This is a genomic window from Streptomyces zagrosensis, from assembly GCF_014203645.1.
GTDB classification, from domain to species: domain Bacteria; phylum Actinomycetota; class Actinomycetes; order Streptomycetales; family Streptomycetaceae; genus Streptomyces; species Streptomyces zagrosensis.
Genome location: NZ_JACHJL010000011.1, coordinates 1 through 19,460, shown reverse-complemented (window position 1 = coordinate 19,460; position 19,460 = coordinate 1). Strand labels below are relative to the sequence as shown.

Below are 19,460 nucleotides of genomic sequence, written 5' to 3'. Positions count from 1 at the left end.
CCGTTGACCAATCATATGAAGGTCCGGATGGTGAAGGGAGTGTCTAATCAGTGAAGATCTTGACGGAAGTGTCGAGAGTCAACTCCTGGGAAAGAGACGCGAACTGATGCCGACTCACGGCAAGACGACGCTTGTCGGACGCAGGGAGGAGGTACGCGCGGTCAGCATGGCGCTTCGGCAAACCGGCGAGAACGCGCGTGTACTTCTCCTGCGCGGTGAGTCCGGCATCGGAAAGACCACGGTGCTGGAGGCGGCTGACCACCTGGCGGCACGCTCCGGCGTTTTGGTGCTCCGCGTCGGCCTGACACCGCATGGCCGCACAGGCCTTGACTCCCTCGCACACCAGATAGGCGATCTGCTCGTGAAGGTGATCGAGCACGATGCCCTACCTCTCGTCGCGGCGGTCCGGCGTGCGCAGGTCGAGGCATCCCGCGACCGGCGGCACCTGCTGCCTGCGCTCCTTGAGACCCAAGCCCTGGTACGGCATGCTGCGCTGCGCCAGCGGGTGGCCGTGGTGCTCGACGACGCCCACCACGTCAACGAAGGCGACGTCGGGGCGCTCGGGGCGCTGCTGTGCGGGCTGCGTACCGACGGGGTGCCCGTCGTGGTGTCCGGGCAACTGCTCCCGGGCGGCTCGGGCGCGCTGCACGCGCTGGCCGCCGCGGCGGATCGCACCGTGGAGGTACCGCCGCTGACCTGGGAACAAACCAGCACACTGGCCGGGCGCCGGCTGGGCCTCCTAGCGGCCCCCGAACTGGTGTCCGCCGTGCGGCGCGGGCTGGGCGCTTGGGCCGGCAACCCGCGGGCCGTGCTCTCCACGGTGGGCGCGCTGTGGGAGAGCGACCAACTCATGGTGGTGGACGGCCATGCGTGTCCAGCCGATCCGCAGTTGGCCGTCCACCTGCCCATCGGCCATGCGGTGCTGGACCGGACGTGGTGCGCGGCCGAGGGCAGTGCGCTCACCAACCTCGGTTTTTTGAAGGAGGCGCTGGCACTGCTCGCGCGGCTGACCTCGGTGGCCGAAACGACCGTGGACGACTTCTTGGACCTCGCCCCGGAACTCGGCGGATCGGTGCCGCACATCGGCCGCGCCTTGGACGCCCTCGTCGAGCACCGCATGGTCACCGTGACCGACGAACAGCGGCTCGCCTGCGCCGTACCCGCTCTCGGCACTGCCCTCCAGACCTCCCCGGCGCGGTGGTACGAGGCCCGATTGCATGCCCAAGTGGTGCTGAACGCGCAGCGGCGGGCGGGTGGGACACACGGGGCCTTGGACCCGCGCCTGTGTGATCACGTCCTCGCGGCGGGCGCGGAGTTGCCCGACTCCCTGTCGAATGACATCTTGCTGGCCACGGTTCGCCGTGACCACGGTGGCCAGCGGCGGCGGACAGCGGCGCGCGCCTGTCTGGCCCTGTTCCACCAACTGCCCGCCGACGACGCAGACCTACCCGCAATCCTGCGTGGTGCGATCGCCCTCATGTTGGACCACGGCGATGCCACCGCACTGCTGAGACTTGGCAACCAACTCCTGCCGGAAGCTGATGACTTCGCGCTACGGCACCGCGAGTACCTGCCGGACCTGGCGTCGGCCTGGGCCCTTGCCGCGCTCCACGAACAGTGGCTGGGCAACTACGTCGTCGCCTACGACAGCCCGCCCGCTCGCACCGCGATGCGCGTGCCACCCGCTGCGGCGCTCGTGGCACTGGCCCTGCGGATGCGTGGCCTGCCACCGCCCCCCAGCTCCGCAGGGCCGCTGCTTGACCTGCCGGCGCAGACCAGACCGACCGCGGTCCCGCTGGCGGAGCCACCCTCGCTCCAGATACCGGCCGTCGCCGAGATGCTGTTGTTGACCGGCACGTTGGGGACTCGGGCCGAATTCAACAGCGGCCTGTCCGCTGTGCAAAGCCTACGCATGGACAACGGCCTGCCCCCACTCGGCGACACCGAACAGCTTCGCGGAGCGGCGGCCTTCGGGGACTGGGCAACCGCGTTCGAGGCGGTACTCGGTGACCGCTGCGCACGGTTCGAGGACAGCCCGTTGCGTACGTACCAATCCTTGGTCCGCGAGTATTTGACGGGCTCCTGGGATACGGCGCTGGCACTGGCCCGCCGGGTCGAGATGTACTCCGGGGGCACCGGCCGCGGGCCGCTGTACGACCACAGCCGCAGCTTGGCCGCCGAGATCTGCCGCTGGCAGGGCGACACCGCGCGGGCCGCCGCCTGGCTAGCCGGCGCTGCGGCCCCGCATGGCCGCGGGCCGCTGGCCAGCTGGGCCCGTACCGGCCTGCAATACGACAGCGGCGACGCGGTGGGTGCCTGGCGAGAAGGCTGGCGTGAGTATCGCGTCCTACGAGCGGGCGGCCATCTCGCTGGACTGGAACGCCTGTTGCTGCGTCTGGCCATCTACGCGGTACGGGAAGGACATGATCGCGCTGCCCGTGAGGCGCTCGGAGCGCTGGAGGAGTTGCACACCTGTGTGGACTCGACCACCACCCACGTGGCCACGCTGCTGGCCCGGGCCCTGGTGTGGGACGACGTGGACAGTGCCCTGGCCGTCCATACCCTGCCGGCCTGGCAGAGCGACCAGATGCTGTCCTTCATGACCAGCCTGTGGCTGGCCCGCTCCACCGGCGAAGAGAAGTGGCTGGCCGAAGCGTGGGAATGGTGCGAACGACTGTCGGCGCGGCGAGCCAGGCAGTTGCTGGTGGACGTCGCCGAGTCGCTGGGGCTATCGCTGCCGCGCCGACGCACCAGCAGGTCCGTGTTCAGCGCCATGGAGCTCAAGGTGGTGCAAATGGTCGCCGGCGGTCGGACCAACCGGCAGATCGCGGCCGTGCTGGCGCGCAGCGAGAAGAGCGTGGAGACTTATCTCGCCAGCGTCTTCGACCGCACCGGATGCCGCTCCCGGTTGGAGCTCGCCACCGCCTGGCTGGACGGCGGACTCGCGCGGTACGTGCCCCACTGAGGCCCTGCTGACGCCGTCACCGACCGCTGTGGCAGTGCTCCCAGGCGTCGCGCGTTTGTGGGTTCGCAGGTTCACAGCAAACAGTGGCCGCGAAGTTCGGGCGAGCTGCGAAGTTCGGGCAAGGCTGGGAGTACGAACAGGCACAGTATGGGGGCACAGTTGGACGGCCGTTCGCGACGGTGATTTCCTAAGACCCGTCCGTTGGAGACCTTCGCCATTTCTGTAGCGCGTAGCTCACCCGTATCGAAGGCGCGTCATCCGTTCCGAACGGCGCAGCAGTGAAGTTTTCCTGTTTCGTCTTCTGTGCACTGGTGCGTTGTCCGCATGCGGTATCCACACATGAGGTCGTCGGTGGCCGCTACGGCCGACGACAGGCGAAGAATCACCACGGGAACTCCCGCGATGACCTGCTGAATCACGGAGAACACAAAGATCAATCGGGGGATGAAGAATCTCGGTGACTACGAAAAGAGGTTGTCATGAGCTCCCTGGCTGACGCCTTGATCGGCGGCGCGAAGCCCGCTGAGATAGAACGCCTCGATTTACCCCGCGAATATGTGGCCGCATATCTCCGCAAAGAAGACGCGGATATGTTCCGTGACGTGGCAGACAAGGACGTCAGAAAGTCGCTACGGGTCGGGTTGGTCCCCATGCCAGAACTCGCCCCGGACGAAGTCGTCGTGGCCGTCATGGCAAGTTCGATCAACTACAACACCGTGTGGTCGGCCATGTTCGAACCCGTCTCCACCTTTCGCTTCCTGCGGCAGTTCGCCCAGCAGGGCGGCTGGGCGACCCGGCACGACCAAGACCACCAGGTCGTCGGGTCCGATGGGGCCGGCGTGATCGTGCGCGTCGGCTCCGGCGTGCGCCGTTGGCGCGTGGGGGACCACGTGGTGGTCAGCCCCGCATACGTGGACGATCAGGAGCCGGCGACGCACGCCGATGGCATGCTCGGCGCTGAACAGCGGGCGTGGGGGTTCGAGACGAACTTCGGGGGACTCGCCGAGTACACCGTGGTACGAGCGAGCCAACTCGTGCCAAAGCCCGCCCACTTGACCTGGGAGGAGGCCGCCTGCAACACACTGTGCGCGGGCACCGCCTACCGGATGCTCGTCGGCGCCAACGGCGCCCGGATGAAGCAGGGCGACGCGGTCTTGATCTGGGGCGCCGCCGGCGGCCTCGGTGCGTACGCGGTGCAGTTCGTGAAGAACGGTGGTGGCATCCCGATCGGGGTGGTGGGGTCGGACGCCAAGGCTGATGCGGTGCGCAAGCTCGGCTGTGACATCGTCATCAAACGCTCCGAGGTCGGGCTCGACGATGACGCGTCCAACGATCCGGGGCAGGCGATCGCGATCGGCAAGCGGCTCGGTTCGATCATCCGCGGCCACATAGGCCGGGACCCGGACGTGGTCTTCGAGCACGTGGGGCAGGCCACCTTCGGCGCCTCGGTGTTCGTGGTGCGGCGCGGCGGCACCGTGGTGACCTGCGGCTCCAGCACCGGCTACCAGCACGTCTTCGACAACCGCTATCTGTGGATGAAGCTGAAGCGGGTGATCGGCAGCCACGTGGCGAATCTCCAGGAACAGCTGGAATGCGCCCGACTCATCGACTCGGGCCACGTCGTACCCACCCTCTCCACGGTCTATCCGCTCGCCGAGGTCGGCGAGGCCACCCGGCTGGTGCAGACGAACGGGCACCTCGGCAAGGTCGCGGTGCTGTGTATGGCGCCGCAAGAGGGAATGGGAGTCAGCGCCCCTGAGCGGCGCGCCCGACTCGGCGCAGCGAGCCTCACCCCCCTGCGGGGCTGCTCGGCCCGAGTCGAGGCAACGGCATGAGCGGCATGAGCGCCATGGCGCCGCCACGACCCATCGGCATCTTGGGCACCGGCTCATACGTGCCCGAGCGCGTGGTGACCAACGAAGAGGTCGCCGCGAAGGTGCCGGACATCACCGCCGACTGGATCGAGAGCCGAACCGGCATCCGCACCAGGCGTTACGCGGCCGACACGGAGGCAACATCGGACCTGGCCGCCCACGCCGCGCGCAACGCCCTGGACCATGCGGGCCTGCCGGCCACGCTCATCGACTACATCATCGTGTCCACCTCCACCGGCGACTTCCCGCAACCGGCCACGGCCAGCATCCTCCAGCAACTGATCGGTGCCCAAAGCGCGGCCTGCTTCGACATCAACGCGGTGTGCGCCGGATTCGTGTACGCCATCGAGGTGGCCCGCGGACTGATCATGGCCAACCCCGGCTCCCGCGCCCTGGTAGTGGGCGCCGACGTCTACTCGCGCATCCTCAACTTCAGCGACCGGCGCACCGCGGTGCTCCTCGGCGACGGGGCCGGCGCCGTGATCATGGGTGAGGTACCCGAAGGTCACGGGATGCTTGACGTCACCTTGAGCACCCATGGCGAGGCTCAGGACCTGATCAAGGTCGCGGCCGGCGGCAGCAGGCTCCCGACCTCGGCGCAGACGCTCGCCGACGGAGGGCACTTCTTCACCATGCAAGGTCGCGCCGTCCGCGACTTCGTGATGAACAACGTGCCCCCCGTGGTGCAAAAGGTCCTCGATCGGGTGGGGGTCGGCGTCGATGACATCGCCTGCTTCGTGCCGCACCAGGCGAACGGGGTACTGCTCGGTCAACTCGCCGACCGTTGCGGGTTATCCCGCGACCGCACCCATCTCGTGGTCGGCCGGTACGGCAACCTCGGTAGCGCATCGGTGCCGGTCGCGCTGGACGACGCCGTGCGTACGGGCGCGATCGGGGACGGCGAGTTGGTGCTGCTGTCGGGGTTCGGGGGCGGTATGTCGGTCGGTACCTGCCTGCTGCGCTGGTCGGCGTGCCACGGGCAAGGGCAGCATGAGTGAGTTCCGAAGAATTGGAGTCGTGGGCTGCGGGGTGATGGGCGCGGGCTTCACCGAGGTCGTGGCCAGGGCCGGCCTCGACGTGACCGTCCTGGTCCGCGGCGAGAAAGCCATCGACCGTGGCATGGAACGACTGCTGCGATCGCTCGAACGGGCCGTGCGCAAGGGGAAGATCAGCGGGCACGACCGTGACGCCGCGATGCAACGCGTATCCTTCGCGACCCGCGCCAAGGCCCTGCACGATCGACAGCTCGTGGTGGAAGCGGTCGGCGAATCCCTTGACGACAAGCGGCGGGTCCTGGCCGAACTGGACGACGTCGTGCAGGACCCGGACGCGGTGCTCGCGTCCAGCACGTCCTCGATCCCGATCAGCAAGCTGGGACAGGGCACCCGCGACCCCGGCCGCCTGGTCGGCGTGCACTTCTTCAACCCGGCGCCGGTGATGCCGCTGGTCGAACTGGTCGGCTCACTGCCCACTCGGGCCGCCACGCTGGATCGAGTGGAGTCCTTCCTTACCACCACCCTCGGAAAGCAGGTGGTGCGTGCCAAGGATCAGCCGGGCTTCATCGTCAACGCGCTGCTTGTGCCCTACCTGCTGGCAGCGGTGCGGATGCTGGAAGCCGGCGCGGCGTCGGCCGAGGAAATCGACCAGGGCATGACCCTCGGCTGCGGGCACCCCATGGGCCCCTTGGCGCTGATCGACCTGATCGGTCTCGATACCATCGCCTCCATCGGCGAGGCGATGTACGCCGAACTCAAGGAACCGCTCTACGCACCGCCCTCGTTACTGTTGCGCATGCTCGAAAGCGGGCTACTGGGCAGAAAAAGCGGGCAGGGCTTCCATCTCTACGCCTAGGTATGAACTCGTGGGCCGCAAGCGCTAGTTGGCGGATCGGTGTGTTCACAGCTGCCGCGCCCCAGCGCCTTCAGGCAAAGCAGCGCTGGCCTGCCCTGCCCGGCCGGGCACGATCGCCCGGTCGGGCAGGGCCGTGCCCGCCCGGGGCAAAGTCGCCCGCGCCGCGGTGGCGCCCGTACCGGTCGTGTGCGAAGCGCCAACCATGCAGGCCCCAGGCGTCTTTGCCGCCGAGCCGCCTTCGCCGCGTAGCAGCCGCCTGGTCGGTCGCGCCTCCCCACCGCCGACCAGGGCGGCGCCAGGTGTGCCGGCAGCAGCGCCAGCCGCCCCTGCCCGTGGGCAGGGCAGGGGCCGTTGCGCGAGAGGCGGCGCCCCAGGCGCGTCGCGCGGCACGGGCAGGGTGCCCGCGGATGCGGGGCCATCGCGCACGCACAGCGGACCAGGCGAGCCAAGGACCGTCCCGATGTCACCGTGTCCGGTTCGCGCCTCGCGGCATGCCCAACTCCTTTCCTCGACAGGGCGAAAAAACCACGGTGTTCTTGGGGTTGCGCCACCACGTGCGTTCTTGGCGGCTCTTGGTGGGAGTTCTTGGCGTATCGCGAGTGGAGTGCGCCGGGCGACCAGCAGGGCCGGACACTTTATGCGGCCTCGTGAAGTCGCGCCGGGTGCCACTTTGAGCGAAAATTCATGCGTATCGATGATCGGATACGCCGATTACGCTGGTACGTGCCCTGCGCGCTACCTGATTTTCTCCCCCGAGATGAACCGATAGGAAAAAATGCGACACCTGCTTCGCGGTGTGCGGCATTCCGCTTTCGCGTGTGCTCGCGTGATTTTTCCCTACAGGTAGCTGTCCGTCCGCTCCGGGCTGGGGATGCCTCTGTGCAGCCATGCAATTATGTCGAGGTACCGCCTCGCAGCGGGTCGAAGCCCGTGCTACAGGGGCGCTCATTCGACACGGGGTGACGGTCGTGATCAAGGTAGCGGTTCATGCGGAAGATCCCATAACGTGCATGGGGTTGGTCGGTCCGCTCGAAGCGAATCCGCAATTCGTGCTCAGCGCCGCAGCACCGGGAGTTGAAGTTGACGTCATGGTCGTCTCCGTGGAGACGGTGAATGCAGCCACCATGGAGTTGTTACGGGAGTTGCAGACTCCCTCCGTCCGGTTCTGCCTCATCGTGGACAACAGTTGGCACGCCGATTACTCGACGGCGGCCGAACACGGTGTTCGGGCGGCGCTGTGGCGTGCCGAGTTCACGCCCGCCAAATTTATTGACGTCATTCGACGAGTCAACAGGGGCTGGGCGGACTTCCCTTCCTCTCTCCAGGGGGGATTGCTCGACCATGTGCACCGAGTACAGCGTGATGTCCTCACGCCACGTGGCCTCACCGCATCCGGCCTGTCCGCCAGAGAGATCAACGTGCTGAGACTGGCGGCCGAAGGCTACGTGATAGCAGAAATATCCCAAGAGCTATGCTACTCGGAGCGTACGATAAAGAACATCTTTTACGGGTTGATGAAGCAGCTTAATCTACGCAACCGTACGCATGTGGTTTCCTACGCCATTCGATCCGGCCTGATCTGACACAAGAAACGTCACTGCACTTTTCCCGCGGTATCCATTCGGACCCGTGGGATTCCCGCTGCCCGCAATGAGGCCGCGGTGCGCCACCCAAGGTCCATGGGAAACATGGGCAAGGCGGAAGTACGAACAGGCAACGGCCTCTTCATATGGTTGCGTAGCAGCTATCGGCAGTGGTTATCTCATTCCACGCAACCGGGCCTGAGATTCCCTGACCAAGAATCCGGGCCCGCAGGCCGGAAACGGCCCGGCGACTGCTTGTGCAAGCACGTCTACCGCTGCGAGCTGCTCATGAGTGACGGACGGTTCACGGCGACGAAGACGTCACCCGCGGACTGCGCTTGACCGGCCCAGCCGGCCCCGTCACCTGCGATCAAATCGGCGCGCCCGCGTGCACGGTCCTGTGTCAAAACGCCCCGAGGGGAAGCAGAGTTGTGCCTGAGACCCACCTGCCGAACGAAGAGGCAATAGCTGTCGTCGGTCTCTCCTGCCGCCTGCCAAAGGCAGCCGATCCGCGGAAATTTTGGGCACTGCTCTGCCGGGGAGAAAGCGCAATCTCGCAGCCGCCGGCCGGACGGTGGAACACCTTGGACGCGACCGAAGCGGACGCGGCTACGCCCGCAGCGGCACACACTCGCTGGGGCGGCTTCCTCGATCGAGTGGACGGCTTTGACACGGACTTCTTCGGAGTCTCCCCGCGCGAGGCCACTGCCATGGACCCGCAGCAGCGACTCGCCCTGGAGCTGGGCTGGGAGGCACTTGAGGACGCGGGACAGGTGCCCGCCGCGCTGCACGCGACGCGCACCGGCGTGTTCATCGGGGCGATCTGGGACGGCTACGCCCTGCTCCAGGACCGGCATCGCCGCCGGGAGACCAACCCGCACACCTTCACTGGCCAAAGCCGCGGCATCATCGCCAACCGCCTCTCGTACTTCCTCGGCGCACGCGGGCCCAGCCTCACCGTCGATTCCGGGCAGTCCTCCTCACTGGTCGCGGTGCACCTCGCATGCGCCAGCCTGCGGTCGGGGGAGTCCACCTTCGCCCTCGCCGGCGGGGTGAACCTCAACCTCGTGGCGGAGAGCGCGTTGGCCATCGACCGGATCGGGGCTCTCTCCCCGGACGGCCGCTGCTACACCTTCGATGCCCGGGCCAATGGGTTCGTACGGGGCGAAGGCGGTGGCATGATCGCCCTCAAGCCGCTGTCCCGGGCGCTTGCCGACGGCGACCGGATCTACTGCCTGATCCGCGGCAGCGCCGTCAACAACGACGGCCCCGGCACCGCCCTGGCCGCGCCCAGCGCCGAGGGGCAGCGCGCCGTGCTCACGAGCGCCTACCGGCGTGCTGGAATCGACCCCCACCAGGTGCAGTACGTCGAACTGCACGGCACAGGCACGCGGGTCGGAGACCCGGTGGAGGCATCCGCGCTCGGCGACGTCCTGGGTGTCGGCAGGACGAGCAGCGAGCCCCTGCTGCTCGGCTCGGCGAAGACCAACGTGGGGCACCTGGAAGGCGCGGCGGGCATCGTCGGCCTCCTCAAGGCGGCCCTGGCCATCAAGGAAGGCGAGATACCGCCCAGCCTCAACTTCGCTGAGCCCCATCCACGTATCGACTTCGACGCCTGGAACCTGCGGGTGGCCGCCGTCCGTACCCCATGGCCGGCCAGGGAGGACGGCCAGCGGCTCGCCGGCGTCTCCTCCTTCGGCATCGGCGGCACCAACTGCCATCTCGTCCTTTCAGCGCCACCCGACGCCGCCGCCGCCAATAACGCAGCCAATAACGCCGCCAATAACGGTGCCAATAACGGGGCCCATAGCGACGCCGACATCCACGCCGGGCCGCCCGCTGCGTCACCGGCGGCGGCTCGCGCGACCGTGCCCGCCTCGGGCCCGGTGCCCTGGGTGCTGTCGGCGCGGTCCGCGCCGGGCGTGGCAGCTCAGGCCGAACGGCTGGCGCAGTTCATGGCCGAACGACAGGAGTTGCGGCCGGCCGACGTGGGCGCGGCGCTGTGGGCAACGCGGTCGGCATTCGCCCATCGGGCCGTGGTGCTCGGCCACAACCGGCAGGACCTGCTGACCGGCCTGGCCGCGCTGGGCCGAGGTGAGGACGCGCCGCACGTGGTGCGTGGGCGAGCCCATCCCGGCAAGGTCGCGTTCGTCTTCCCCGGCCAGGGTGGCCAGTGGGCCGGGATGGCCGCGGAACTGTGGGCATCATCGCCGGTGTTCCACTCGACGTTTCAGGCGTGCACGGACGCTTTGACGCCCTACCTCGACTGGTCGCCGGCCGAGGTGATCCGCGGCGTGGACGGTGCGCCGGCGTTCGACCGGACCGATGTGATCCAGCCCGTGCTGTTCGCACTGATGGTCTCGCTCACCGCGGTATGGCGTTCGCTGGGGGTGCACCCCGATGCGGTGGTCGGACACTCGCAGGGCGAGATCGCCGCCGCGCATGTGAGCGGAGCCCTGTCGTTGCAGGATGCCGCGAAGATCGTGGCCCTGCGCGCCAAGGCGGTGGGGTCGCTGTCCGGCACGCCGGGCGCCATGGCGTCGGTGCCGCTGCCGGTCGCGCAGGTGCGCGTGGACCTGGCGGCGTACGGCGGGCGACTGCACGTCGCCGCGATCAACGGCCCGGAGCGCACGGTCGTAGCCGGCGATCAGCCAGCCGTCGATGAGCTGGCCGCCGCGTACGAGGCACGGGGCGTGCGGGCACGAAGCGTCCTTGCGGGCTATGCCTCGCACACTCCGCAGGTCGAGTCGGTACGCGACGAACTGCTTGCGGCGCTCGCCGACATCACCCCTCGGACGTCGGACATCCCGTTCTATTCGACGCTGACCGGGGAACCCATCGACACCGCACGCCTTGACGCGGACTACTGGTACCGCAATTTGCGCCACCCGGTGCGGTTCGAGGAGGCCGTTCGGGCGCTGGCCGCGGCAGGACACACGGTATTCATCGAAAACAGCTCGCATCCGGTGCTGACGCTGAGCGTCGAGCAGATCGTGGGCGAAGCCGGTGCCGCGATCGGCACCCTGCGCCGCGACAGCGGCGATGGGCGGCGGATGCTCATGTCGGCGGCGCAGGCGCACGCTGCCGGAGTACCCGTGGACTGGACGGCGTGCTTCGCGGCACACGGAGCGCGACCCAGCGAGTTGCCCACCTACGCCTTCCAGCGGAAGAGTTACTGGCTGGACGTGACCCAGTCAGCGCAGCCCGGGCCCCTCGCTGCCGACACAGCCGGCCCGCAGTTGGCTGCCTCGCAACTGCCCTCGCAACCGGCCGCCTCGCCGATGCCCGCGCACGAGCCGGATGGCCACGGCGCCCGCGAGGGACGTGCCATCGACGTGCCCAGCGTCGTACTCAGCGCCACCGCGGCCGTGTTGGGGCACGCGCGCCTCGATGCCTTCGACCCGGAGCGCACGTTCAAGGACCTGGGCCTCGACTCGGTCACCGGCGCCGAGCTCGCCAGCAGGTTGAGCACATCAACTGGCCTACGCCTGCCGCACACCCTGACCTTCGACTGCCCCACCCCGCAGCACGTCATCGACCGCCTGCGTACCGAGCTCAACGAGCCCGCGCCCCACGGGCAGGACACCGGTGCCCAGCTGCTCAGCCCCGCCGGCGTACCGGCCACGGACCCGGCTGAGCCAATCGCCATCGTGTCGATGGCCTGCCGCTACCCGGGAGGCGTACAGACACCGGAACAGCTGTGGGACCTGGTGCGCGCAGGAGCCGAGGGTACGACGGACTTCCCCACCGACCGCGGCTGGAACCTCCACGGGCTCTACCACCCGGACCCCGACCACCCCGGCACCACCTACACCAAGCGAGGCGGCTTCCTGCACGACGCGGCCCGCTTCGACGCCGAGTTCTTCGGCATATCGCCGCGCGAGGCCGATGCCATCGAGCCCCAGCAGCGGCTGCTGCTTGAGGTGGCCTGGGAGGCCATCGAGCGGGCGGGCATGGACCCGCGGGCGCTCCGCGGCGGCCCGGTCGGCGTCTTCGTCGGAGCGATGGCACAGGACTACGGGCCCCGGATGCACGAGCCCCCCGAGGGCACGGACGGCGGCTTCCTGCTGACTGGCAGCACAGGCAGCGTCATGTCCGGCCGTATCGCCTACTCGCTGGGCCTGGAGGGGCCCGCGGTAACGGTGGACACGGCGTGCTCATCCTCGCTGGTAGCGCTGCACCTGGCCGCCCAGGCACTGCGGTCGGCGGAGTGCTCCATGGCCCTGGCGGGCGGCGTCACGGTGATGTCACTCCCCGGCATTTTCGTCGAGTTCAGCCGGCAACGCGGGCTGTCCATCGACGGCCGGTGCAAGGCGTTCGCCGAGGCCGCAGATGGCACGGGCTGGTCCGAGGGCGTGGGTCTGCTCCTGCTGGAGCGGCTGTCCGACGCCCAGCGCAACGGCCACCGGGTGTTGGCGGTGATACGGGGGAGCGCGGTCAACCAGGACGGCGCGTCGAACGGGCTGACGGCGCCCAACGGCCCCTCGCAACAGCGGGTGATCCGCCAGGCGTTGGCCAACGCACGGGTGCCGGCCTGCGAGGTGGACGTCGTCGAGGCGCACGGTACGGGGACGGCGTTGGGCGACCCGATCGAGGCGCAGGCGGTGCAGGCCACGTACGGGCAAGGCCGCTCGGCGGATCGGCCGCTGTGGCTGGGCTCGGTGAAGTCGAACATCGGGCATACGCAGGCGGCTGCGGGTGTGGCCGGTGTCATCAAGATGGTGCTGGCGCTACGGCACGGTGTGGTGCCGCGCACGCTGCACGTGGACGCGCCGTCCTCCCACGTGGACTGGTCGGCGGGCGCGGTGGCGCTGGCGACCGAAGAGCGCGCCTGGCCCACGGCGGATCGGCCGCGGCGGGCCGCGGTGTCCTCGTTCGGCATCAGCGGTACCAACGCCCACCTCATCGTGGAACAGGCCCCCGATCGCCTGAGCCTCGATGCGGACCAGGTCCCCAGCTTCCCGACGCACCGTGTCCCCGCCCAACATGACGGCAACGGCAGTGGCGATAACAACGGCAGTGGCGATAACAACGGCAACGGTGATAACGACGGCAGTGGCGATAACAACGGCAGCGCCGAAAACGACGGCGACGGCCGGCCCCTCGCCTGGCCGATCTCCGGCCGCAGCCCGCAGGCACTCGCCGCGCAGGCCGGCCGACTGGCCGCCTGGGCACAGCGCCACCAAGGCACCGAGCCACCCGCGGCGCAGGCGAGCGAAGCGGTGGGCGTGGCCATCGCGTTGGCCACCGAACGCTCCCACTTCGAGCACCGCGCCGTCATCACCGGGCAGGACACCCCCCAGCTCATCAGCGCACTGGAAGCGCTGGCCGAAGGCAAGGACGCCCCCGGCACCGTCACCGGCACCGCCGCCGGCACACCCAAGACCGTGTTCGTCTTCCCCGGCCAGGGCCCACAGTGGACCGGCATGGCCGCCGGCCTGCTGGACGACTCCCCACTCTTCGCCGCCGAACTCGACGCCTGCGCGCAAGCCCTGGAACCCCACACCGACTGGCACCTGCTCGACGTGCTGCGCCACCGGCCCGGCGCCCCCGGTCTGGACCGCGTTGACGTCGTCCAGCCCGCCCTGTTCGCGGTCGCCAGCGCACTGGTCGCCCTGTGGCGCGCGCACGGCGTCCACCCCGATGCGGTGATCGGCCACTCCCAGGGCGAAATCGCCGCCGCGTACGCCTGCGGAGCCCTCTCGTTGGACGACGCCGCCCGCGTGTCGGCCCTGCGCTCACAGGCGCTGGCCCAGGTCGCCGGGACGGGCGGAATGGCATCGGTGCCGCTCCCCGTCGGCCGGGCCCGTGCCCTTCTCGCGGACCACCCGGGCCTGCACCTGGCGGCGGTCAACGGCCCGGCCACCACCGTCGTCGCCGGCGACGTCGAGGCGCTGGAGCGGCTGGTCGCCCACTGCCAGGCCGAAGGCGTCGATGCGAAGACGATCCCGGTGGACTACGCCTCCCACACCCCGCACATGACCGTCCTCCGCGACACCTTGTGCACCGTCCTCGCGGACCTCAACCCCACCGCCGCCGAGGTGCCCTTCTACTCCACCGTCACCGGCGGACTGCTCGACACCACCGCCCTGACCGGCGAGTACTGGTACCGCAACCTCAGCCAGCCGGTGCTGTTCCACCCCACGCTCGACCAACTCGTCACCGCCGGCCACCGGCTCTACATCGAAACCAGCCCGCATCCCGTGCTGACCCCCAGCATCCAGCACGTCCTGCACGCCGATGGCGACCTCGCCGCTGGTACGGCCGCACTGGGAACACTGCGCCGGGACGCCGGTGGTTGGCCGCAGTTCCTGACCGCGCTGGCGACCGGCTACGTCCACGGCGCGCCGGTGGACTGGACCCGGGCACATTGCCGGCCGCAGGGCAGCACGCGGCCCATCGACCTGCCCACGTACGCCTTCCAGGGCACCCGCCACTGGCTGAGCCCCACCACCGCCAGCACCGGCGCGGACGGTGTCGGCCTGCACGGCACCCGGCACCCACTGCTTGCGAGTACCACGCACCTGCCCGATGGAAGCTGGCACGCGACCGGCACCCTCAGCACCAGCAGCCAGCCCTGGCTGGCCGAGCATGCCGTCACCCACACGCCCCTGCTACCGGCCACCGCGTACCTCGAACTGGCGCTCACCGCAGGCACCGCCACCGGCTGCCCCGTACTGGCGGAGCTCACCCTCCACACCCCCCTGCTGCTGACCGGCGAGCAGCCCGTACACCTGCACATCACCGTCGCCTCCGCCGAGTCAGACGGCGGCGACACCGGGGTCGGCGCGCGGCGACGCATCGACATCCACTCCCGTCCCCAGGGCACCGAAGCCGACCACCCCTGGACCCAGCACGCCAGCGGCATCCTCAGCACCGCCACCCGCGCCACCGCGGCAGAGCCAGCCGACCGCACCTGGCCGCCGCCCGGCGCCGACCGCCTGCCCGTGGACGACCTCTACCCGATGTTGGCCGAGCGCGGATACCACTACGGGCCCGCCTTCCAAAACCTGCGCGCCGCCTGGCGCCACCACACCATCGTGTACGCCGATGCCCGGCTGGCACCCGACACCCCCACCAGCGGATACGGGCTGCACCCGGCCCTACTCGACTCCGCCCTACACGCCGTCTTCCTCACCCCCGACCAGGCCGGCAGCACAGCGGACGCGCTCGCGCTGCCCTTCGCCTGGAGCGGGGTCCACCTCCATGCCACCGACGCCGACTCGCTGCGCGTACAGGTCACCCCCACGGGCCCCAACACCGTCCAGTTGACCGCGACCGACCCCGCCGGCCAGCCCGTCATCACGATCGAGAGCCTGACCCTGCGCCCCCTCACCACCCAGGGCTTGGCACCCCAATTCGACACCCAGCGCTCCCTGTTCCACCTTGCCTGGCACCCACTCCCGGCCCGGGACGAGAGTCCGCGGACCGACATCCCGCAGCGCCTGTCCGTGCTCGACGCCCAGGACTCCGGCTTGGCCGGCCTCCTGAGCCAGTACACCGGTGCCACCGTCAGGCGCCACGACCGACTGGCCGGCCTCGCCAACGCCCTGGAAGCAGGCGAAGCCGCACCGGACGCCGTCCTCGCCGTGCTGCCCGCACCCGACGCCGATGCCGACCCCGTGCAACAGACCGCCGCACTCACCGCTACCGTCCTGCAACTGCTCCAGGACTGGCTCACCACCCCGCAGTACGTGGCCAGCCGGCTGTGTCTCATCTCGCACGGCGCCGTCAACCCATCGATCACCGAGCCGATGGACGTACGCGGACTCGTGCACGCCGCGATCTGGGGCCTGGTACGCAGCGCACAGGCCGAGCATCCCGACCAGTTCCTGCTGCTCGACACCGATCACCGCGAGGCATCTCACCGCGCGCTACCCACCGCACTCGCCGCCGCGCTGAGCGATGGCGAGACCCAACTTGCCCTGCGCGACGGGGAGATCAGTGCGGCCCGGCTCGTGCCGGCCACCGGCGGCGACACCCTCATCCCGCCCACGGAAGGGCCCGGCTGGCACCTGGAGGTGTCGGGGCAGGGCGGCACCCTGGGACAGGTGGTCCTCGCGAGCACAGCGCAACCAGACCAGCCAGACCAGCCAGACCAGGCTGAGGCGGCTGAGCAGGGCCGCGCGCCCCTGGGGCCGCGAGAGATACGCATCGCCGTACGGGCCGCGGGCCTGAACTTCCGGGACGTGATGGTGTCCCTGGGACTCGTACCGGGCAAGGTGCCGATCGGCGGAGAGGACGCCGGTGTCATCACCGAGGTCGGCGCGGAAGTGACATCCCTCGCGCCGGGGGACCGCGTGATGGGCATGGCCGCAGACGGCGGCATCGGCCCCATTCGCGTCACCGACCACCGCCTGGTGGCCCGGATACCCGACGACTGGTCGTTCACCGCCGCGGCCACCGTCCCCGCGGCCTTCCTTACCGCGTACTACAGCCTCGTCAAGCTGGCTCGGATACGTACCGGCGACAAGGTCCTCATCCACACCGCCACCGGCGGCGTCGGCATGGCCGCCGTCCAACTCGCCCGCCACTTCGGCGCCGAGGTCTACGCCACGGCCAGCCCGCCGAAGTGGGACACGCTGCGGGCCATGGGCCTGGACGCCGACCACATCGCGTCCTCACGCGCCCTGGACTTCGAGGCACACTTCCGCTCCCATGCCCCCGGCGGCCTGGACATCGTCCTGAACTCCCTTACCGCGGAATTCATCGACGCCTCCCTTCGCCTGCTGGCGCCAAACGGCCGTTTCATCGAGATGGGCAAGACCGACATCCGCGACCCACATGAGGTCGCCACCGTCCATCCGAACCTTCTGTACGAGGTGTTCGACCTCCTCGATGTGGACGCCGATCGCCTCCAGGAGATGTTCGCCGACCTCTCGGCCCTCTTCGACGCCGGAACTCTTCGCCCCCTGCCGACCACCACCTGGCCCATCTCCCAAGCGCGCCAGGCCCTGCGGTACTTCAGCCTGGCCCGGCACACCGGAAAGATCACACTCAGCCTCCCGGCGACTCTCGACCCGGCCGGCACGGTACTGATCACCGGCGGCACCGGCACGCTCGGCGGCCTAGTGGCCCGGCACCTGGTCACCCGGCACGGCGCCCGGCGACTCCTGCTCATCAGCCGCAGCGGACCCGCCGCGGACGGTGCTGCACAACTCCGCACCCAACTCACCGAACTCGGCGCCGAGGTCACCATCGCGGCCTGCGACGCCGCCGACCCGCAGGCCCTGGCCGACCTCGTGCAGAGCATCCCCGCCGAGCACCCCCTCACGGCGGTACTCCACGCCGCGGGCGCCCTCGACGACAGCACCTTGGAAAACCTCACCTCCCCACACATCGCCACCGTCTTCCGCCCCAAGGTGGACGCCGCCTGGAACCTGCACCAGGCCACCGCGGGAGCACCGTTGGCTGCCTTCGTCCTGTTCTCCTCCGCCACCGCCACACTGGGCAACGCGGGCCAGGCCAACTACGCCGCAGCCAATGCCTTCCTCGACGCCCTCAGCCTCCACCGGCGCGCCCAGGGCCTGCCTGCCACCTCCCTCGCCTGGGGGCTGTGGGAGGAGGCCAGCGGCATGACCGGACACCTGGACGGCGCCCAGCGCGACCGCGTCATCAGCCACGCCGGCGTCACTCCACTCCGTACCGACCACGCCCTCGCGCTCTTCGACACGGCCCTGCGGCTCGACCACGCCAACCTCGCGCCCTGCCCCATCACACCGCCCACCGACCCGGTCGCCGTGCCCGCACTGCTACGGGCCCTGCCGGGCGCCCCCACCCGGCGCGCCGCGGCCACCGGCACGACCGCGAGCGGCCTCGCCGAAGAACTCGCGGCCCTCGCCCCCGAAGACCAGCACCGGCATCTGCTCGGCCTGGTACGCGGCCATGCGGCCACCGTCCTTGGTCACCCCACCCCCGACAGCATCGTGGCCGTGCGCCCCTTCAAGGAGATCGGCTTCGACTCGCTCACCGCCGTCGAGCTGCGCAACCGCCTGACCACGGCGACCCGGCTACGGCTGTCCCCCACGCTGATCTTCGATCACCCCACGCCCGCCGAACTCGCCGCCCATCTACACACCCAGCTCAACCCGCGTGACGCCGACCCTGCGCTACGCCTACAGCGCGAGCTCGAACAACTCGAAAGCAGCCTGTCCGAACTCGCCGTCGAAGAATCCGAAAGCGCCGCAATCAGAGCACGCCTGGAAAGCCTTGTGTGGAAGCTGGGCGAAAACGATCGGGAGTCGGCACTTGACTCCGGCGACGACCTGAAGTCCGCCACGGACGACGAGATCTTCAACGTCATCGAGAACGAGTTTGGACTTTCCGGACTGCCCGGCCAACGTGAGGATGGTGGCTTCTGATGTCGGATGAAAAGAAGCTTCGGGAGTACCTGCGCCGAGTGACGGCCGACCTGCGCCGCACTCGCCAACGCCTACAAGAGGTCGAGTCGGACCGGTTCGAGCCCATCGCGATTGTGGGCATGGGCTGCCGATACCCGGGAGGCGTCTCATCCCCCGAGGACCTGTGGCAACTCGTCATCGACGAGAAGGACGCCATCGCGGACTACCCTGCCGACCGGGGCTGGAATCTGGAGACGCTCTACGATCCGGACCCCGATGTAGCGGGCAAGAGTTACGGCCGACAGGGCGGATTCCTCTACGACGCCGCCGACTTCGACGCCGAGTTCTTCCACATGAGCCCGCGCGAGGCCCTGGCCACCGATCCGCAGCAGCGGCTCGTACTGGAAACCGCGTGGGAAACCTTCGAGCGGGCCGGCATCGACCCCACCTCCCTGCATAAGAGCGCCACCGGTGTATTCGTCGGCTGCTATTCCCATGACTACGACACTCTGCTGAACAATGCGTCGGCCGATGTCGAGGGCTACATTCCCACCGGGGTCTACTCCTCCGTCATCTCCGGACGCGTGGCCTATACGCTCGGCCTTGAGGGCCCCGCGGTGACCGTGGATACGGCCTGCTCCTCCTCCCTTGTCGCGCTGCACTTGGCATGCCAGTCGCTGCGTTCGGGGGAAAGCACTTTGGCCCTCACCGGTGGTGTCACGGTCATGGCAACGCCAACTCCCTTCGTGGCATTCAGTCGGCAGCGGGGGTTGGCGCGGGATGGGCGGTGTAAGGCGTTTGCGGAGGGGGCGGATGGGACGAATTTTGCGGAGGGTGTGGGGTTGGT

General features: G+C 69.2%; 7 protein-coding genes. All 7 read left to right on the top strand.

The genetic code is table 11. From position 1 onward, the window contains the following. The first annotated feature begins 106 nt into the window (after nucleotides 1-106). Nucleotides 107-2,965, top strand: coding sequence for a helix-turn-helix transcriptional regulator (locus tag FHS42_RS20670; protein WP_184574079.1), 2,859 nt, complete (start codon nucleotides 107-109; stop codon nucleotides 2,963-2,965). A 479-nt stretch (nucleotides 2,966-3,444) separates the two neighbouring features. After that, a complete protein-coding gene (gene ccrA, locus FHS42_RS20665) occupies nucleotides 3,445-4,800 on the top strand; it encodes a crotonyl-CoA carboxylase/reductase (RefSeq protein WP_184574076.1) in 1,356 nt (451 codons plus the stop codon). Next, complete coding sequence (locus FHS42_RS20660; RefSeq protein ID WP_246495095.1) at nucleotides 4,797-5,837, top strand: 3-oxoacyl-ACP synthase III family protein; 1,041 nt, start codon at nucleotides 4,797-4,799, stop codon at nucleotides 5,835-5,837. The genes ccrA and FHS42_RS20660 overlap by 4 nt, the downstream gene beginning before the upstream one ends. Beyond that, entirely contained in the window at nucleotides 5,830-6,690 is an 861-nt protein-coding gene (locus tag FHS42_RS20655; protein WP_184574074.1) for a 3-hydroxybutyryl-CoA dehydrogenase, read from the top strand. Before FHS42_RS20660 ends, FHS42_RS20655 begins: the two co-directional genes overlap by 8 nt. A 968-nt stretch (nucleotides 6,691-7,658) precedes the next feature. After that, a complete protein-coding gene (locus FHS42_RS20650) occupies nucleotides 7,659-8,273 on the top strand; it encodes a helix-turn-helix transcriptional regulator (protein ID WP_221476715.1) in 615 nt (204 codons plus the stop codon). Between the two features lie 431 nt (nucleotides 8,274-8,704). Next, complete coding sequence (locus FHS42_RS20645) at nucleotides 8,705-18,634, top strand: type I polyketide synthase (protein ID WP_184574070.1); 9,930 nt, start codon at nucleotides 8,705-8,707, stop codon at nucleotides 18,632-18,634. Beyond that, a partial coding sequence (locus FHS42_RS20640) for a beta-ketoacyl synthase N-terminal-like domain-containing protein (RefSeq protein ID WP_184574068.1) occupies nucleotides 18,634-19,460 on the top strand: 827 nt, incomplete at its 3' end. The genes FHS42_RS20645 and FHS42_RS20640, both read left to right, overlap by 1 nt.

Coding starts and splice junctions, on each gene's coding strand:
- FHS42_RS20670 (WP_184574079.1), top strand. CDS start 107: ATGCCGACTCACGGCAAGACGACGCTTGTCGGACGCAGGGAGGAGGTA.
- ccrA (WP_184574076.1), top strand. CDS start 3,445: ATGAGCTCCCTGGCTGACGCCTTGATCGGCGGCGCGAAGCCCGCTGAG.
- FHS42_RS20660 (WP_246495095.1), top strand. CDS start 4,797: ATGAGCGGCATGAGCGCCATGGCGCCGCCACGACCCATCGGCATCTTG.
- FHS42_RS20655 (WP_184574074.1), top strand. CDS start 5,830: ATGAGTGAGTTCCGAAGAATTGGAGTCGTGGGCTGCGGGGTGATGGGC.